This window comes from Streptomyces sp. NPDC059092 (genome assembly GCF_042756365.1).
Taxonomy (GTDB): Bacteria; Actinomycetota; Actinomycetes; order Streptomycetales; family Streptomycetaceae; genus Streptomyces.
The window spans coordinates 1-16,196 of sequence record NZ_JBHZEJ010000112.1 but is presented as its reverse complement, the minus strand read 5'-3'; the positions used below and the strand labels follow the sequence as shown (position 1 = coordinate 16,196).

The window sequence follows — 16,196 nt, the reverse complement described above, 5'->3', positions numbered from 1 at the left end:
GCCGAACCGGGCGCCGCGCGGGGTGGCGGGCGCGGCGGCCGGCGGCGCCGGGGACACGGGCGCGGGCGTCGGCTCCTCGGTCTCCTGGACCTCGTCCGCCTCCTCGGCCTCGATCCCGGCGAAGCGGGCGCCGCGTGGTGTGCGCTTCTTCCGCCGGGGCTTGGGGCTGGGCGCGGCGGCGGGCCCGGAGCCAGGCCCGGCGTCGTCGGCGGAAGGGGCGGCAGCGACGGCGGATCCGGGGGCCGTCTCCTCCGTACGGCGGCGGCCGGACCAGAGTGTCCGGCTCCGCGCGGGGGCCGGCCCGGGGCCCGCGGGCGCCGTCCGGCCGGCGACCGGTCCGGGCAACGCCGCCAGTCTGGAACGGAGTTCGGAGCAGCGGGCGGTGGCGCGGGCGAGGTCGTCGCGGATCCAGGCCAGATCGTGGGTGAGCTGGCGTCCGCCCGGCGACCCCTCGGGCGTCGTACGGAGCAGCCGGACCAGTTCCTCGGCCCGGCCCGCCGCGTGGGTCCGTTCACGGACCATCAGCCGCAGCCGTTCCGTGAGCGCCTCGCCGCCGCCGGGGAGCCGGTCGTACGCCCCGGCGGCCGCGGAGTGGAGCCGTCGTGCCCGCTCGGCCTCCCCGGCGGCGGTGTGCGTCTCCCGCCCGGCCGCGAAGTCCTGGAGCAGCGACTCCACCACGTCCCAGGGCGGGATCTCGGTGCCGGCGAGGCAGGCCCGCAGGCCGTCGGGGTCGCGGTGGAGGAAGACTCCGTACCAGCCGGCGCCGGGGTCGAGCAGTGCCGTCAGGTTTTTTAAGTATCGCGCGAACGTCCCGGTCTCCACCGGGAGTTGTCGCACCGCCATCGCTGCCTCGTCCCTCCCGTGCCGAAGAGAACACTCCGGTCCGAGGCATTCGACCTCAGGTGTGTTACGGGTCGAATACAGACAGTTTTCGGGGAGGGTGCGATGCCCTCATCTCCCGGGCGTCAGAAGGTGACGGCGATCCCGGTGTGCGGGCGCTTGCCGCGCCGTGCGATCCGGGCCGGTACGTCGACCAGCCAGAACTGCCAGGTGTACTTGCGCCCGATGAGCCGCAGGACCCGGTCGAGGTCGGCCCCTTCGAGCAGCCGCGCCGCACCCTCGGCGGTCGGCGCGCCCGGGGCGATCCGCCCGCGTACATCACACGCCGTCACCACCACAGGGGAGTTGGCGCGGATCCGTTTGACCTTCCAGGAGTCGGAGCGGGTCCAGACGAACAGCTCACCCCCGTCCACCGCGTGCCAGACGGGGGTGGCGACCCCTGTCCCGTCCTTGCGGTAGGTGGTGAGGCTGACATAGCGACTGCGGGCGAGGTCGTCGAGGGTCGTCACGGCGCCAAGCCTACGCACTCCCCCGCGCCCCCGCCGTGCCCGCCCGGGCCGCGGGCGCGCGTGGCGGCCTGACGGCGCGGGCGCGCGCCGTCAGGCCGGCACCGGCGAGCAGCTCACCGCGATCCGGTCCATCGACAGGCCCAGCGCCGAGGCCAGCGCGGCCACCGTGAAGAAGGCCGGGGTCGGGGCGCGGCCGGTCTCGATCTTGCGCAGCGTCTCGGGGGAGAGCCCGGCGACGGCGGCGACCTCCACCATGCTCCGCGAGCCGCGCGCCTCGCGGAGCAGATGGCCGAGTCGTTCGCCGCGCTCGCGCTCTTCGGCAGTGAGAGGAGTCCGTACCATCCCGTCATTGTAATACCGCACCAGCGATTCCTGACCACCCCGTCGACCGGTATAGTTATTGGAATGGTGGAGATCAAGACCGACGCGTCCCTGAACGCCATGCGTGGCGCCGGCCGGGTCGTCGCCCAGGCGCTGGCAGCGGTACGTGAGGCCGCGACCGTGGGCGTCACGCTGCGCGCGCTCGACGAGACCGCCCGCGCCGTACTGCGCGAGGCCGGGGCCGGCTCACCCTTCCTCGACTATCACCCCGACTGGGCGCCGAGGCCCTTCCCCGCGGTCATCTGCGCCTCCGTCAACGACATGATCGTGCACGGCATCCCCGGCTCCTACCGGCTGACCGACGGCGACCTCGTGTCGATCGACTGCGGTGCGGTCCTCGACGGCTGGGTCGGGGACTCCGCGGTCAGCTTCACGGTCGGCCGCGCCCGCCCGGACGACCTCCGGCTGATCGACACGTCGTACGAGGCGCTGGAGGCGGGGATCGCCGCGGCCCGGGTCGGCAACCGCATCGGCGACATCGCGCACGCGATCGGCCGGGTCTGCCGCGCGGCGGGGTACGGCATCCCGGCCGGCTTCGGCGGCCACGGCGTGGGCCGCACGATGCACGAGGACCCGGGCGTCCCGAACGAGGGCCGCCCGGGCCGCGGCGTGCGGCTGCGCCACGGGATGGTGCTGGCGATCGAGCCGATGCTGACGAGCAGCGGTACGGACCGCAGCTTCACGGCCCGCGACGGCTGGACGGTCCGTACCCTCGACTCCAGCCGCGCCTCCCACGTGGAACACACGGTGGCGATCACCGACGGGGGCCCGCGGATCCTGACGGCGCTCTGAGACACCCCGGCTCCGGGACACACCGTCGCCCGCCGTACCGGCCGGCCCGGTGGTGTTCGGTCCACCGTGCCGACCGGCCCCCGGGCCCGCCGGTGCCCGTCAGTCCAGCGGTTCGACCCAGACGTTCCTGAAGCGGACCTTGTTGCCGTGGTCCTGGAGCCGGATCGCGCCCGCGCCGGCCGATTCGGCGTCGCCGGCGCCGGTCGGACCGTCCACCGCCACGTTGTCGTGGACCGTGCGGCCGTTCCACTCCACGCTGATCCTGGCGTCCTCGGTCTTCCGTCCCTCGCCGTCGAAACGGGCGGCGCGGAAGACGATGTCGTACGTCTGCCAGGTCTCGGGTGCGGTGGCGGCGTTCAGGTCGGCGGCCTTCTTGTTGTAGATGGACCCGGCCTCGTTCGCGGCCAGTTTCTCCACTCCGAAGGAGTCCAGGATCTGGATCTCGTACCGCTCCTGGAGGTACACGCCGCTGTTGCCGCGATCCTGTCCTGTGACCTCGTCCGGCAGCTTCGGCACCCGGAACTCGGCGTGCAGCCGGAAGTCACCGAAGGCCCGTTTGGTGCGGATGTCGCCGCAGCACACCTCGATGGAGTCCTCCGCGGTACGCGGCCATTCGACGCTGCGGCCGTCGGTGTGCTGCCAGGCGGTGGAGACACTGCCGCCGGAGAACAGGTCGATACGGCTTCCCGGCCTGCGCACCTCGATCATGTCGAGGTTGACGTGCCCGGTGTCCTCGGGCCGGTAGGTGTAGGTGACGGTGTTGCGGCCCTTCTTCAGCGCGAACCGCTCGGTCTTGGTGGACCAGCGGTTCCAGGCGACGGTGGAGGGGAGGCTGGTCTGCCGCAGCTGCCCGCCGTTGACACCGACGCCGATGGTCTTGGTTCCGGCCGAGGGGTTGGGGCCGTTGGCGTAGCGCAGGGCCACGTCGTAGTTGCCCTTCGCGGGTACGTCGACCTCGAAGGCGGCGGTGGCGCCCTGGGTGCCGAAGCCGTCGACGAAGCCACCACCGGTGTATCCGGCGTGCTCGGTGTCGATGTCCGCCCCGCCGGTCAGGCGCGCCGACTCGGCGTCGTACGAGGTGACGGGCTGCTCGGGTCCCGGCCGGGCGTTCAGCGTGTACCAGGCCTCGGTGGACCAGAGTTGCTCACCGCCTGCCGAGGCGAACGGGCGCGGCGACCGGACGTGCACCACCCGGTCGGCCTTCAAGCCCGGGATGGTGAGCCGGACCTTGCGGCGGTCGTCGGACAGCCGGGCGGCCGTGACGGGCAGCGTCTCCTCGTCGATCTTGGGGCCCCCGTACGCCGGGGTGGGGACGTAACGCCACTGCTCGACGGAGTAGGCGCCCTCGGTCAGCTTGGTGGCCGTCTGCTCCGACAGGGGCTGGGTGTAGGTCAGTTCGAAGCCGTCGCGGGTGGCGCGCATGGTCTTGACGTCGAAGACGTTCTTGCCGTTCGGTGTGAGTTTCTGCAGGCCGAAGCGGAGCTTGCCCTCCTGGCCCCAGTTGCCCTCGGCGCCGAGGCCGCCCGCGTAGATCGCGCCGTCCGGACCGGTGCTGATACGGGTGATACCGGCTTCCAGGCCCTGCGTGTGCCGGAACACCGCTCCCTGGTACTCGCCCTTCACCTTCTCCAGGTCGGCGCGCTGGATTCCGCCGTAGGTGACGTCACCGAAGACCATCTGCCCGGCGAAGGGCCCCTTCTTCAACAGCATCGGTGTGCTCGGCGAGTTGGCTATCTCGTTCTGCGGCAGCCAGAGCACCGGCTTGGTGACCGTACGGTCGTCGAACGGGCCGTCCGGCTTGGTGTAGTGGTTGAAGAACCGGTTCTTCTTGACGTGGACCAGCTTGGAGGCGGGCAGCCAGCCGCCCTGGTTGTCGGTGACGAAGAGTTCGTCCCCCGGGCCCTTTCCGATGCCGTTCGGTGTACGGAGGCCGCCGGCCAGGTAACTGACCTTCCCGGTCTTCCTGTTCACCTTGACGGTGGTGCCGCGGTTCGCGGCGGGCTGCGGGACGGTCGTCGCACCGCCCTGGTTGATGGCGACGGACAGGTTCAGGTAGAAGTCGCCGTCCTCGTAGAGCAGTCCGAAGGCGAACTCGTGGAAGTTCCCGCCGTACGGCCACTCGGCGACCTTGCGGATCTCGCCCGCCGTGTTCTCGCCCTTGATGTCGGACAACTCGGTGAGCTGGTGCTTCTCCGAGACGTACAGCTTTCCGTCGACGTACTTGATGCCCATCGGCTCCTTCAGGCCGCCGGCGATCTTCGTGTACGTCACCTTCTCCGGGCCGGTCTCCCCCGTCACGTGGTCGAGGACGTACACCTCTCCCGCGGTCTTGGCACTGCCGCCCCAGGTGGTCACGGCGAGCCGGCCGCCCGGCAGCCAGTCCATCGCGGAGACCTGCGGTTCGAAGCCCTCGGGGCGCAGATCGGTGAGGGTGTAGCCGGGGTTGACCGAGGTCAGCGGAAGTCCGTCACCGGGCGTGTCGTACGTGCCCTCGCACTCCTTGCGGCCGGGAGCGGTGACCCGGACGACGCCGGCGTCGGTGCTGAGCACCGAGTTCGGGACGAGGGTGAAGGAGTCCGCGCCCGGCGGCTTCCACTGGAGGGTGACCTGTTGGCCGCCGCCGCGGTCGAAGTGGTCGATCCGCAGGGCGTGGTAGCCGGGGGCAAGGGTGATCTCGCCGTCCTTGGGCTCGGCTCCGTGCAGTCCGTCGTGGTCGATGACCTTCTTGTCGCCGAGGAACAGACGGGAACCGTCGTCGCTGATCAGGCGGAAGCCGTAGGCACCGTTCGCGGGGACGTCGATGTTGCCGATGATCTGCGACACGAAGTTGTCGCTGAAACCGAAGCCGTCGGTGGAGGACCAGTCGACGGTGGGGATCAGTTTGTCGACGTTGGGGGTCTGGGCCGGTTTGAGGTCGCAGAGCTTGCTCAGCGGGGACTGGATGTCGAAGACCCGGAGGGTGACGCCGGGTTCCTGGGGCGGCAGGTCTCCGAAGGGCTTCTCGTCGGCTTCGGCGGCGGGCGCCGCGAGGCCGCCGGTGAGAAGGGCCGCGAGAAACAGCCCGGCGAGTCTTCGGGGGCTGCGGCGATGGCGGGGGGCGCTCTGGTGCGTGCGGGGCGTCACTCTTCCTCCTGCTGTGCGCTGCGAGGCAGCGCGGCCGGGGACGGACCTTCCGTGCGAGAGCGACGCCCAGCGTACGAAGTGTGCTCCGAACCGTCCAGACTTTGTCCTCGATGAGTCGAAACTCGCGGGGCGGAGGGGGTGCGGACGGCATAGCCGACCCTTCACGGGCGCGGCGGATCGGCAGGGGGCAGGGGCAGGTCGAGCGTGGCGCGTCAACAGGGGCTGGTAGGGCGGCGGACGGTCCGCCGCCCCATCAGCGGGGACCGGCCGGGGTCAGGGCGTGCCGCCCGCCGGGCGGACGACCATCGCCGAGCCGCCTCCCCTGCGTACCGTCTCGGCCGCCGCCAGCCAGCGGCCGTCCGGCAGCCGCTGCACCCCGGTGGCCGCGCCGATCTCCGGGTTCTGGGTGAACGTGTGCCCCAGCGCCTCCAGTGGCTGCCGCACGGGGCTGTTCCACAGCCCCGGCTCCAGCTCGGTGGAGGCCGTGTTGCGCTGACTGGCGCGGGGCGCGGCGATCGCCTCGACCAGCGGCAGGCCGCGGTCGAGCGTGCCCGTCAGGGTCTGGAGCACGGTGGTGATGATGGTCGCGCCGCCGGGCGAACCGACCGCGAGGACCGGCTTGTCATGGCGGTCCAGGACGATCGTCGGGGAGATCGACGACCTCGGCCGCTTGCCAGGACCCGGCAGGTTCGGGTCGTGGACCGCCGGGTTGGCCGGGGCGAACGAGAAGTCCGTCAGCTCGTTGTTGAGCAGGAAGCCCCGCCCCGGCACGGTGATCGCGCTGCCGCCCGTCGACTCGATGGTCAGGGTGTACGCGACGACGTTGCCCCACTTGTCCGCGACCGTGAGATGCGTGGTGTTCTCGCCCTCGAAGGTGGTCGGCGCGGCGGTGCTGCCCGGTGCGCACGGCGTCGGATCGCTCGGATCGCCGGGCGCCAGAGGGCTCTTGAGGACCGCGTCGTCCTTGATCAGGCAGGCACGGGAGTCCGCGAAGCGCCGCGAGAGCAGCCCCTTGGTGGGGACGTCCTCGAAGGCCGGGTCGCCGACCCAGCGGCCCCGGTCGGCGAAGGCGATCCGGCTCGCCTCGATGGAGCGGTGCAGGTACGCCGTCCGCGACGCCTTCGAAAGGTCCGTACGGGAGAGGATGTTGAGCGCCTCGCCGACGCTCGTACCGCCGGACGACGAGGGCGCCATGCCGTACACGTCGAGTCCGCGGTAGGTGACCTTGGTCGGAGCCTGGCGCTTCGTACGGTACGTGGAGAGGTCCCGCGCCGTCAGGTCACCGGGGCGCACCGTGCGGGCCGCCGCCGGGTCGACCGGGGGCGTGCGGACCGTACGGACGATGTCGCGTCCCAGGGCGCCCCGGTAGAGCAGTCCGGTGCCCTCGCGTCCCAGCTCCCGGTACGTGCGCGCCAGGTCGGCGTTCTTGAAGACCGAGCCCACGACGGGCAGTTGGCCACCGGGCAGGAAGAGTTCGGCCGTGTCGGGGAAGTCCGCGAACCTGGCCTGGTTCGACTGGGTCTGCGAGCGGAACGTCGCGTCGACCGTGAAGCCGTCCTCCGCCAGCCGCTCCGCGGGCTTCAGCACCTGTCCGAGCGAGCGGCTGCCCCACGCGCCGAGCGCGGTGTCCCAGGTGGCCGGGGTGCCGGGGGTGCCGACGCTCAGCCCGCTGGTCACGGCGTCCGCGAACGGGACCGGTCTGCCGTTCTCCAGGAAGAGCCCGCTGCCGGCGGAGGCCGGCGCGGTCTCCCGCCCGTCGATGGTGTGTACCGTACGGGACTTGGCGTCGTAGTAGACGAAGTAGCCGCCTCCGCCGATGCCCGCGGAGTACGGCTCGGTGACCCCGAGGGCGGCGGCGGTGGCGACGGCCGCGTCCACGGCGTTGCCGCCCTTGCGGAGCACCTCGATGCCCGCCGCCGAGGCGTCGGTGTCGACGCTGGCGACGGCTCCCCCGTACCCCGTCGCCACCGGTACTTTGACGGGCGGGCCCGTCGGCGCCCGGTGCGCGACGTCACGCGCCGCCAGGAGCGCCGAGGGCGGCGCGGCCTCGCCGACCGAGAGCAGCGCGGCGGCGACGGCCACGAGCGAGAGATTCCGCACGGCGGAGCGACGCATCAGGTACCTCCAGTCAGCGGTGGGGCCAGTCGGTGACTGCCCGGGCGCAGCGTAACCGCCGGGCACCGGCATCGTCAGGACCGCCTCCGGCACGGGCGCGTGCTCGGACTCCGGCGCCGGCGCGTGCCGCGGCTCTGACACGGGCGCGCGCTGCGGCTACGATGCGCGCCCATGAATGACGACATACGCAACATCGTGCTCGGCGTGGTCGCCGCGGGTGTCAGCGCCGCGCTGGGCTGGCTCGCCCGCACCTACCTCTGGCAGCGCAGGCTGCGCAGGAAGCAGGCGTTCTTCGGGCTGCCCACCAACTCCGAGTGTCTGCTGGTCGTCAACCGCAAGGCGGGCAGTGACGGCGCCGTCCACCGTTACGACGTCTCCGCCCTGCTGGAACTCTCCGCGCTGATCAAGGACTGCGGCGCGCACGCCGACATCGTGCAACACGACACCGCGCGCCAGGGGTTCGGGGAACGTACGGAGTTCTGTCTGGGAGGACCCTCGACAAATCGCCGGATGGCCGCCCACCTCTCCTCCCTGCTGCCCGGGGTACGGGTGACCACCGACGCCGACCGGGTGTCCGAGCAGGGGGCCTTCCGGATCGGGACCGAGCGCTACCTCGCGGAGGCCGGCGTCTGCGAGTACGTCCTGCTGGCGCGGCTGACCGTCGGGGAGAGCGCGCGGCCCGTCTTCCTCTGCTGCGGTCAGCGGGCCATCACCAATCAGGCGGCCACGCGCCATCTCGCCCGTCATCACGAGCGGTTGGCCCGCAAGTACGGCACGGACTCGTTCTGTCTGCTGCTGAAGGTGGTGAACTCGGAGGCGTACGGCCCCGATGTGGTGGAGCTGGTCGCCGATGTGACGCGCGCGGCCCGGACCCCGCTGCCGGAGCCCGCCCCGACGACCGGGACGGTCGAATAGGCGCGAGGGCCGCCGAGTGGAGGGCCGGGACCGTCACGCGGGCGCGCGGGCCGAGCACAACCCGACCGGCGGACAGCTGACCTTCCTCCTGCGCGCCGCCGCCCGTCGTCTCCGCCGGGTACCGCCGCCGTACGAGAAGTGATCTCCGGCTGTCTGCCGGGCGGGCCACTGCCCTGTGCTACTGCCCGCCCGGCAGCAGCGTCCCTGGTGCGGCCGGGGCGGCTCCCACGGCCTCGGTCCTCGGGTTGTGCCGCTGACGCCCGGCCAGCCAGTGGGCGAACCAGGAGAGCAGCATGCACATCCCGATGTAGATCGGCGAAATCACCATCACCACAGGGATGAACGGCAAATCGTAGTCGAGATTCGAGGCGATGAGCTTGCCGGCATGGAGGAACTCCTCGTAGGTGATGAGATAACCGAGCGATGTGTCCTTGAGAGCGACCACCAACTGGCTGATGATCGTGGGCAGCATGGCGCGGACCGCCTGCGGCACCAGCACGTACGTCATGACCTGCGTCTTGCGCATGCCGAGCGCGTACGCCGCCTCCCGCTGACCGCGCTCCACCGAGTGGACTCCGGTACGGAAGACCTCGGCGAGCACGGAGCCGTTGTAGAGCGTCAGACCCGCCACCAGCGCGGGCAGGGCCTGCACCTTCAGCGCCACGAAGATGAAGAAGATCATCACCAGTACGGGCATGGCCCGGAAGAACTCGACCAGCACCGTGGCGAGCAGGCGCACGGGCCGGTGGTCGGAGAGCCTGCCGCAGGCGAGGACCGCGCCGAGCGCGAGCGAGAGCACCGCCGCGTACCCGAACGCCTTGAGGGTGTTGCCGAGACCGCGCAGCAGCAGGTCCTGGATCCCCTGGTAGGTGAAGGGGTCCCACTTGACGGCGGTGAACTGGCCGGTGTCGAAGAGCAGGTGGATGAGCCAGCCGATGAGCGCGGCGATCAGTCCGGTCGCCACCAGCCCGTAGGTGCGGTGGCGGCGCCGGGTGCGGGGCCCGGGGATGTCGTAGAGGGCGGTCGACCGGCTCATCGGGCGACTCCCCAGCGCTTCTCCATCACATGGAACAGCGCGCTGATGGCCAGGGTGATGATGAGATAGCCCACAGCGATCCAGACGAACGACCAGACGATGTTGTAGCCCCTCTCGCTGAGGACCTTGTAGGTGCCGAGCAGTTCGGTGACGCTGAACGCGCCCGCGATCGCGGAGTTCTTGGCCAGCGCGATCAGCGTGGAGCCGACGGGCGGGATGACCGTACGGAAGGCCTGCGGCAGCACGATGTCGCCGAGTGTCTGGCCGAAGCTCATCCCGAGGCTGCGGGCCGCCTCGCCCTGCCCCTTGTGGACGGTGTTGATGCCGGAGCGCAGGACCTCGCAGATGAACGCGGAGGTGTAGCAGCCGAGGGCGAGGACCGCGAAGAGCTGGAAGGGCAGCACGAGTCCGAAGCGCGGCAGTCCGAGGACGACGGCGAAGAAGAGCAGCGTCAGCGGGGTGTTGCGCAGCACGGTGACCCATACGGTGCCGAGCGCGCGCAGGGAGCGTACGGGCGACACCCGGAACGAGGCCATGACGAAGCCGAGGGCGAGGGCCAGCAGCGAGGCGTAGACGGTCAGTTCGACCGTGCCGAGGAAACCCTCCCCGTAGAGGGCGAAGTTGTCGGTGAGTACGTTCATGGCGCGGCCTCAGCTCGCCGGGTAGCGGTCGATGGGCGGGGGCGGGGTCGCCTTGCGGCCGGAGAGGCCGAGGGTGGCGTCGTACGCCTTCTGCCAGTCGCCGTTGCGCTCGTGGACGACGAGCGCGTCGTCGAGCGCGAGGCGCAGGGCGTTGTCGGAGCGGGGGACGCCGATGCCGTACGGCTCCTTGGAGAAGGGCTTGCCGACGACCTTCAGCTCCTGGGGTGCTTTGGCCGCGTACCCCTGGAGAATGGTGTCGTCGGTGGTGACGGCGGCGACCTGGTAGGTCAGCAGGTTGTCCACGCAGGCGGAGTAGGTGTCGTACCCGACGAGCTGGACGCGCGGGTAGTCCTCCTGGATGCGCTGGTACGGGGTGGAGCCGGAGGCGGAGCAGACCCGCTTGCCGTCGAGGTCCCGCGGCCCCTCGATGCCGTGCTCGTCGGTCCGTACGAGGAGGGACTGGCCGGCCATGTAGTACGGGCCGGCGAAGCCGACGAGCTTCTTGCGGTTGGCGTTGATGGTGTAGGTGCCGACGTAGTAGTCGATCTGCCCGTTCTGGAGGGCGGTCTCGCGGTTCGCCGAGGCGATGGTGCGGAAGCGGATGGTCTTCGGGTCGAAGCCGAGGGACGCCGACATCATCTTGGCGATCTCGATGTCGAAGCCGGAGTAGACGCCGGTGGCGGGGTCCTTCTCGCCCATGTACGGCTGGTCCTCCTTGACCCCGACGATCAGGTAGCCGCGGCGCTCGGCCTTCCGCCAGGTGGGCGAGGAGGGCAGCCGGAAACCCGTGTCGACGTGGTAGTGGGGCAGCGCGTCGGGCCGCGGGCCCTTCACGGGCGGACTGCCGGGCTTGCCGCACCCCGCCGCGAGGAGGACGAGGAGGAGCAGGACGAGCGCCGTCCTGGCAGTCCTGGCGGTCCCGGGAGTTGTGGCCGTCGCGGGAACTGTGGCCGTCGCGGCGGGCCCGGCCGTCGCGGCCGTCGCGGCCGTCGCGGGAAGTCTCAGCGGGTGTCTCACGAACCGCACCCCCGTCAGTGCTTGAGGATCTTGGAGAGGAAGTCCTTGGCCCGGTCGCTCGCGGGGGCGGTGAAGAAGTCCTCCGGGGTGCGGTCCTCGATGATGCGGCCGTCGGCCATGAAGACGACGCGGTTGGCGGCGGAGCGGGCGAAGCCCATCTCGTGGGTGACGACGACCATGGTCATGCCCTCGCCCGCGAGTTGCCGCATCACTTCCAGGACTTCGTTGATCATCTCCGGGTCGAGCGCCGAGGTGGGCTCGTCGAAGAGCAGCGCCTTGGGGTCCATGGCGAGCGCGCGGGCGATGGCGACGCGCTGCTGCTGGCCGCCGGAGAGCTGCGCGGGCAACTTGCCGGCCTGGTCGGCGAGGCCGACGCGGTCGAGCAGTTCGCGGGAGCGCCGGTCGGCGTCCTCCTTCTTGCGCTTGCGGACCTTGATCTGCGCGAGGGAGACATTGGCCAGCACGGTCTTGTGCGCGAAGAGGTTGAACGACTGGAAGACCATGCCCACTTCGGTACGGAGCCGGGCGAGCCCGCGGCCCTCGGCGGGCAGGGGGCTGCCGTCGATGGTGATCCGGCCCGAGTCGATCGTCTCCAGCCGGTTCATCGTCCGGCAGAGGGTGGACTTGCCGGAGCCCGAGGGCCCGATGACCACGACGACCTCGCCGCGGTCGACCGTGAGGTCGATGTTCTGGAGGACGTGCAACTGCCCGAAGTACTTGTTGACTCCACGCAGCTCGATCAACGGTTCGCCGGCCATACGCTGCCCCACCCACTCTCGGCTGTGTCGAGGTCAGCGCAAACTATCCAGCCCGCCAAGGGACTTCGCGCACGACACGCACATATGGGGCATAACCCGTATTTACTGTAGAACGTCGGTCGGGGTCAGGCTTCGGCCGCCTCCGCGTAGACCTGGGACAGCTCGGGCGCCCCCGTGGCGGCCCAGTCGAGGCCCGCCTCGACCACCTGGATCTCCCGCCCGGACGCCAGCCGTACGACGGGGTGGCCGCCGGGCCAGATGCGCCAGGAGGCGCCGGGGACGGTGCGGACGATCACCGTACCCAGGTAGAGCCCCGCGTCATTGCCCAGCCAGGGCAGCTCCTCCGGGTCGTCGCGCCAGCGCGGCGGCAACTGGTCGAGCGCTTCCAACGAGGCCGGGGAGTCGTCCAGTTCCAGACCGTTCTGCCCAGCTCTGGCGCGGAGCAGCTCGCACTCGGAGAGCAGTTCGGCCACACCTTCCGGCTCGCCGACGGCGGAGGCGAGCGGCGTGCCGTCCGCGCTGTCGTGCCGCTTGCGCCAGTTGTCCAGGAAGGAGAAATTCATACCGCTCAGCCTGCCACTCCCCCGGTCGGGGCACCATACGGCGCGCGGGACGCCCCTCCGGCCGGGCGGCCGGCTCAGACGTCGAGATCGACCACGACCGGGGCGTGGTCGGAGGCGCCCTTGCCCTTGCGCTCCTCACGGTCGACGTAGCTGTCCTTGACGGCGCCGGCGAACGGTTCGTTCCCGTACACCAGGTCGATGCGCATGCCCCGGTTCTTGGGGAAGCCCAGCTCCCGGTAGTCCCAGTACGTGTACGGACGGTCGTACTTGAGCGGGCGGGGCACCACGTCGTGGAGGCCCTGCTCGCGCAGCGCGGCGAGCGCGGCGCGCTCCGCCGGGGTGACGTGCGTGGCGCCCTCGAAGCGGGACAGGTCCCAGACGTCCTCGTCCGCCGGGGCGACGTTGTAGTCGCCGAGGACGGCGAACGGGCGCGGGCCCGCCGCGTCCGCCGCGACCGCGTCGCGCAGCGCCTCGAACCAGCGCAGCTTGTACGCGTAGTGGTCGTGGCCGACCTCGCGGCCGTTGGGTACGTAGACCGACCAGAGCCGGACCGGGCCGCAGGTCGCGGAGATCGCGCGCGGCTCCTCCACCCCCTCGTACAGCGGCCCTCCGGGCAGCCCCTTGACGACGTCCGCGAGACCGGCCCGGGAGATCAGCGCCACCCCGTTCCACCGGCCTGTCGCGTTCACCGCCGACTCGTAACCCGCCTCGCGGAGCTGCTCGGCGGGGAACTGCTCCTCGCCGCACTTGGTCTCCTGGACGCAGAGCACGTCCGTACCGCTGCTCTCCAGCCAGGCCAGCAGCCGGGGCAGCCGGGCGGTGATCGAATTGACGTTCCAGGTGGCGATGCGCATGCGTGACAGCCTATCGGCGGGGTCCGACAGCCGGGGGCACGGCGGTACGGGGGCGGGGTACGGGCGAGGCCCCGGCCGGGGTACGGCGACTACAGCTCGGCCGAGGCGCCGGAGGCCAGCCTGCCGTGCTCGGCGCCGCCGAGCGAACCGATCTGGAGGTCGTAGACGGGCCGGGCGAGGTCCGCGAGCAGCGCGTCGTGGATGTCGAAGGAGCGCACGGGCTTGACCTCCCGGACGTACTCGATCACCTCGGAGATCTTGTTCCAGGGCGCCTGGACGGGCAGCAGCAGCGTGTCGACGGGGTGGTCGGGGACGGTGAGCGCGTCGCCGGGGTGGAAGACCGAGCCGTCCACGAGATAGCCGACGTTCGTGATCCGCGGGATGTCCGGGTGGATCACCGCGTGCAGTTCGCCGTAGACCCGGACGTCGAAACCCGCCACGGAGAACGTGTCGCCGTGCCCCACGGTGTGGACCCGGCCGGGGAAGGCGGCGGACATCCGCTCGGCGACGCTGCGCAGCGTCCACAGCTCGGCGCCCGGGTTGGCCTCAAGGCCGGCCCGCAGCCGGCCCTCGTCGAAGTGGTCGGGGTGCTCGTGGGTGACGAGGAGGGCGTCCGCGCCGTGCGTCGCGTCCTCCTCCGTGAACGTTCCGGGGTCGATGACGAGCGTGCGCCCGTCCTTCTCCAGCCGGACACAAGCGTGCGTCTTCTTGGTGAGCCTCACCGCTGACCGCCTCTCTTCCTCACACGGATCACACAGAACCGCTGCCGGCTCCCCGCTGCCCCCGCTGCCCCGTTGTCGTCCTCACCCACCATCCTGCTACGACTCGGGCCGGGTCTCCTCCTGGATCACGGTCCTGGCCACCCGGAACGCGGAGTTCGCCGCCGGGACACCGCAGTAGACAGCGCTCTGGATCAGCACTTCCTTGATCTCGGCCGGGGTGAGGCCGTTGCGCAGCGCGGCCCGGGTGTGGAAGGCCAGCTCCTCCAGATGTCCCCCCGCGACGAGCGCGGTCAGTGTCACCGCGCTGCGCGTACGGCGGTCCAGCCCGTCCCTGGTCCACACCTCGCCCCAGGCATAGCGGGTGATCAGCTCCTGGAAGTCGCCGGAGAACTCGTCGGCGGCGTCCATGGCACGGTCCACGTGGGCGTCGCCCAGGACCTGTCTGCGGACCAGCATCCCCGCGTCGTACGGGTCGGCGCGCCCCCCGGTGACGGGCTGGGGCTGCTCGGCGGGGGCGATCTCGGCGACCGGGCCGACCGTCGCGGAGACCGAGGGCCGGTCGGCCCGGTCGGGCATCACGGTCAGGCCGGTGGCGGTGTCGGACGGGTTGTACCAGGCCGTGGCGAAGTGGTGCGCGAGCAGGTCGGTGACGGCGCCGGGCTGCTCGACGGGCGCCAGGTGCGAGGCCCCGGGGACCAGCGCGAGCCGGGCGTCGGGTATCCCCGCGACCAGGGTGCGCGCCTCGGCGGGCCCGGTGACCTGGTCCTCGGCGCCGACCAGGACGAGGGTGGGCACGGTGATACGGCCCAGTTCGGCGCGTATGTCGAAGGCGGCGAGCGCTTCACAGGCGGCGATGTAGCAGCCGGGATCGGTCGTACGGACCATCTGGACGGCCCACTCGACGATGGCGGGCTGCGCGGCGGCGAAGCCGGGCGTGAACCACCGCTCGGGCGCGGTGCGGGCCATCGGGTCCAGCCCGTTGGCCCGGACGATCACCCCGCGCTGGCGGAACTCGTCGGCCGTGCCGAACCGGGGCGAGGCCGCGACCAGCGCGAGCGAGGCGATCCGGTCGGGCCGGCGCAGCGCCAGCTCGGCGCCGATGGCCCCGGCGATGGAGCAGCCCACGTAGCCGAAGCGCTGGATGCCGAGCCCGTCGAGGGTGGCCAGCAGCCGCTGGGCCAGTTCGGGGACGCTGGTGGCGGGGTGGGCGGGCGCGCCGCCGTGTCCGGGCAGGTCGAAGCGGAACACCCGCCACTGACGGGCCAGCTCGGGCACCTGTCGGTCCCACATGTGCCATGTGGTACCCAGTGAGGGGCCTACGACCAGCACAGGGGCCTCATGGGGCCCGTCAAGGCGGTATTGCAGGGTTTTTGGTGGTGTCTCGCTCACCCGCAGACCCTCTCATGCCTCACGGGATCTCACGTGGCCAGGGCGAACCCCTCGGCCTTTGTTCACCTCTCTACGACAGGTCCTGCACTGCCGGCACCCCGGGGGTCCAGGCAGGTGTTCGCCGGCGTACGCGTGACCATTCCGGCGGTGGGCCGCCGGGCACGCGCCTTCCCCCTAAGGAAGCGGGCAGATACAGAAGCCGCTCGATCGTGCGCAGGACGCCGTCGTCGTTGCGGGAGGGAGCCACGTACCGGGCACGGTCCAGGACGTCCGCGTGCGCGTTGGCCCTGGCGAAGGACCACTCGGCGGCGTCGAGCATCTCCACGTCGTTGAGGTGGTCGCCGAACACCAGCGTCTGGGCGGGGTGATGCCCAGGTCCAGAACGATGACGCCAAGGGCCGCTTCACGGACCCGGCGTTGTCCGCCGCCGGCACGCGCAGGCCGGGAATCCGCCCGCAGCCGCATCACCGCGCCCCGGGGGATCCGGGTCGGCCGGCTCGATGCCTGCGAGTGCGGGGGCGTCGCGGCGGGACCGGTAACC

14 protein-coding genes and 2 pseudogenes are annotated in these 16,196 nt (G+C 71.3%); 2 read left to right on the top strand and 14 right to left on the bottom strand.

Features of this window, described 5'->3' with window-relative positions:
- The 3 genes and pseudogenes from ACFXPL_RS35835 to ACFXPL_RS35825 all read right to left on the bottom strand — a co-directional run.
- Positions 1 to 678, bottom strand: a pseudogene (locus ACFXPL_RS35835) (hypothetical protein); the annotation flags it as partial.
- Positions 679 to 965: 287 nt separating this feature from the next.
- Positions 966 to 1,349 (bottom strand): PPOX class F420-dependent oxidoreductase, encoded by a 384-nt coding sequence (locus ACFXPL_RS35830; RefSeq protein WP_384927354.1) that lies wholly within the window; start codon positions 1,347 to 1,349, stop codon positions 966 to 968.
- A gap of 90 nt (positions 1,350 to 1,439) precedes the next feature.
- The gene (locus tag ACFXPL_RS35825; RefSeq protein WP_384927353.1) at positions 1,440 to 1,691 is read right to left on the bottom strand and encodes a helix-turn-helix domain-containing protein; all 252 of its coding nucleotides are present in this window, start codon (positions 1,689 to 1,691) and stop codon (positions 1,440 to 1,442) included.
- Between the two features lie 63 nt (positions 1,692 to 1,754).
- Here ACFXPL_RS35825 and map point away from each other — a divergent pair, with 63 nt between their 5' ends.
- The gene (gene map / locus ACFXPL_RS35820) at positions 1,755 to 2,522 is read left to right on the top strand and encodes a type I methionyl aminopeptidase (RefSeq protein WP_384927352.1); all 768 of its coding nucleotides are present in this window, start codon (positions 1,755 to 1,757) and stop codon (positions 2,520 to 2,522) included.
- A gap of 99 nt (positions 2,523 to 2,621) precedes the next feature.
- On the opposite strand, the gene ACFXPL_RS35815 is transcribed toward map, so the two are convergent.
- Together ACFXPL_RS35815 and ggt are read right to left on the bottom strand one after the other, a co-directional pair.
- Positions 2,622 to 5,645 carry a family 16 glycoside hydrolase gene (locus ACFXPL_RS35815; RefSeq protein WP_384927351.1) on the bottom strand — a complete coding sequence of 1,008 codons (3,024 nt, stop codon included), beginning with the start codon at positions 5,643 to 5,645 and terminating at the stop codon, positions 2,622 to 2,624.
- Between the two features lie 273 nt (positions 5,646 to 5,918).
- Positions 5,919 to 7,760: a gamma-glutamyltransferase gene (ggt, locus tag ACFXPL_RS35810; RefSeq protein ID WP_384927350.1), complete on the bottom strand. Its 1,842-nt coding sequence runs from the start codon at positions 7,758 to 7,760 to the stop codon at positions 5,919 to 5,921.
- 171 nt (positions 7,761 to 7,931) lie between these two features.
- Here ggt and ACFXPL_RS35805 point away from each other — a divergent pair, with 171 nt between their 5' ends.
- Positions 7,932 to 8,675 carry a hypothetical protein gene (locus ACFXPL_RS35805; RefSeq protein WP_384927349.1) on the top strand — a complete coding sequence of 248 codons (744 nt, stop codon included), beginning with the start codon at positions 7,932 to 7,934 and terminating at the stop codon, positions 8,673 to 8,675.
- 178 nt (positions 8,676 to 8,853) lie between these two features.
- Here ACFXPL_RS35805 and ACFXPL_RS35800 read toward each other — a convergent pair whose 3' ends face one another.
- The 9 genes and pseudogenes from ACFXPL_RS35800 to ACFXPL_RS35760 all read right to left on the bottom strand — a co-directional run.
- A complete protein-coding gene (locus tag ACFXPL_RS35800; protein WP_384927348.1) occupies positions 8,854 to 9,711 on the bottom strand; it encodes an amino acid ABC transporter permease in 858 nt (285 codons plus the stop codon).
- Entirely contained in the window at positions 9,708 to 10,352 is a 645-nt protein-coding gene (locus ACFXPL_RS35795; RefSeq protein ID WP_384927347.1) for an amino acid ABC transporter permease, read from the bottom strand. Before ACFXPL_RS35795 ends, ACFXPL_RS35800 begins: the two co-directional genes overlap by 4 nt.
- Before the next feature lie 9 nt (positions 10,353 to 10,361).
- A complete protein-coding gene (locus ACFXPL_RS35790; RefSeq protein ID WP_384927355.1) occupies positions 10,362 to 11,240 on the bottom strand; it encodes a glutamate ABC transporter substrate-binding protein in 879 nt (292 codons plus the stop codon).
- Between the two features lie 143 nt (positions 11,241 to 11,383).
- Entirely contained in the window at positions 11,384 to 12,127 is a 744-nt protein-coding gene (locus tag ACFXPL_RS35785; RefSeq protein ID WP_384927346.1) for an amino acid ABC transporter ATP-binding protein, read from the bottom strand.
- A gap of 125 nt (positions 12,128 to 12,252) precedes the next feature.
- Positions 12,253 to 12,690, bottom strand: a complete 438-nt coding sequence (locus ACFXPL_RS35780; RefSeq protein WP_384927345.1) for a DUF6278 family protein — start codon at positions 12,688 to 12,690, stop codon at positions 12,253 to 12,255.
- Positions 12,691 to 12,764: 74 nt separating this feature from the next.
- Positions 12,765 to 13,544 carry an exodeoxyribonuclease III gene (locus ACFXPL_RS35775; protein WP_384927344.1) on the bottom strand — a complete coding sequence of 260 codons (780 nt, stop codon included), beginning with the start codon at positions 13,542 to 13,544 and terminating at the stop codon, positions 12,765 to 12,767.
- An 89-nt stretch (positions 13,545 to 13,633) separates the two neighbouring features.
- A complete protein-coding gene (locus ACFXPL_RS35770) occupies positions 13,634 to 14,266 on the bottom strand; it encodes an MBL fold metallo-hydrolase (protein WP_384927343.1) in 633 nt (210 codons plus the stop codon).
- A gap of 96 nt (positions 14,267 to 14,362) precedes the next feature.
- Positions 14,363 to 15,655: a 4-carboxymuconolactone decarboxylase gene (gene pcaC / locus ACFXPL_RS35765; RefSeq protein WP_384927342.1), complete on the bottom strand. Its 1,293-nt coding sequence runs from the start codon at positions 15,653 to 15,655 to the stop codon at positions 14,363 to 14,365.
- 184 nt (positions 15,656 to 15,839) lie between these two features.
- Positions 15,840 to 16,028: pseudogene (locus ACFXPL_RS35760) on the bottom strand (HAD hydrolase family protein); the annotation flags it as partial.
- Positions 16,029 to 16,196 lie beyond the last annotated feature (168 nt).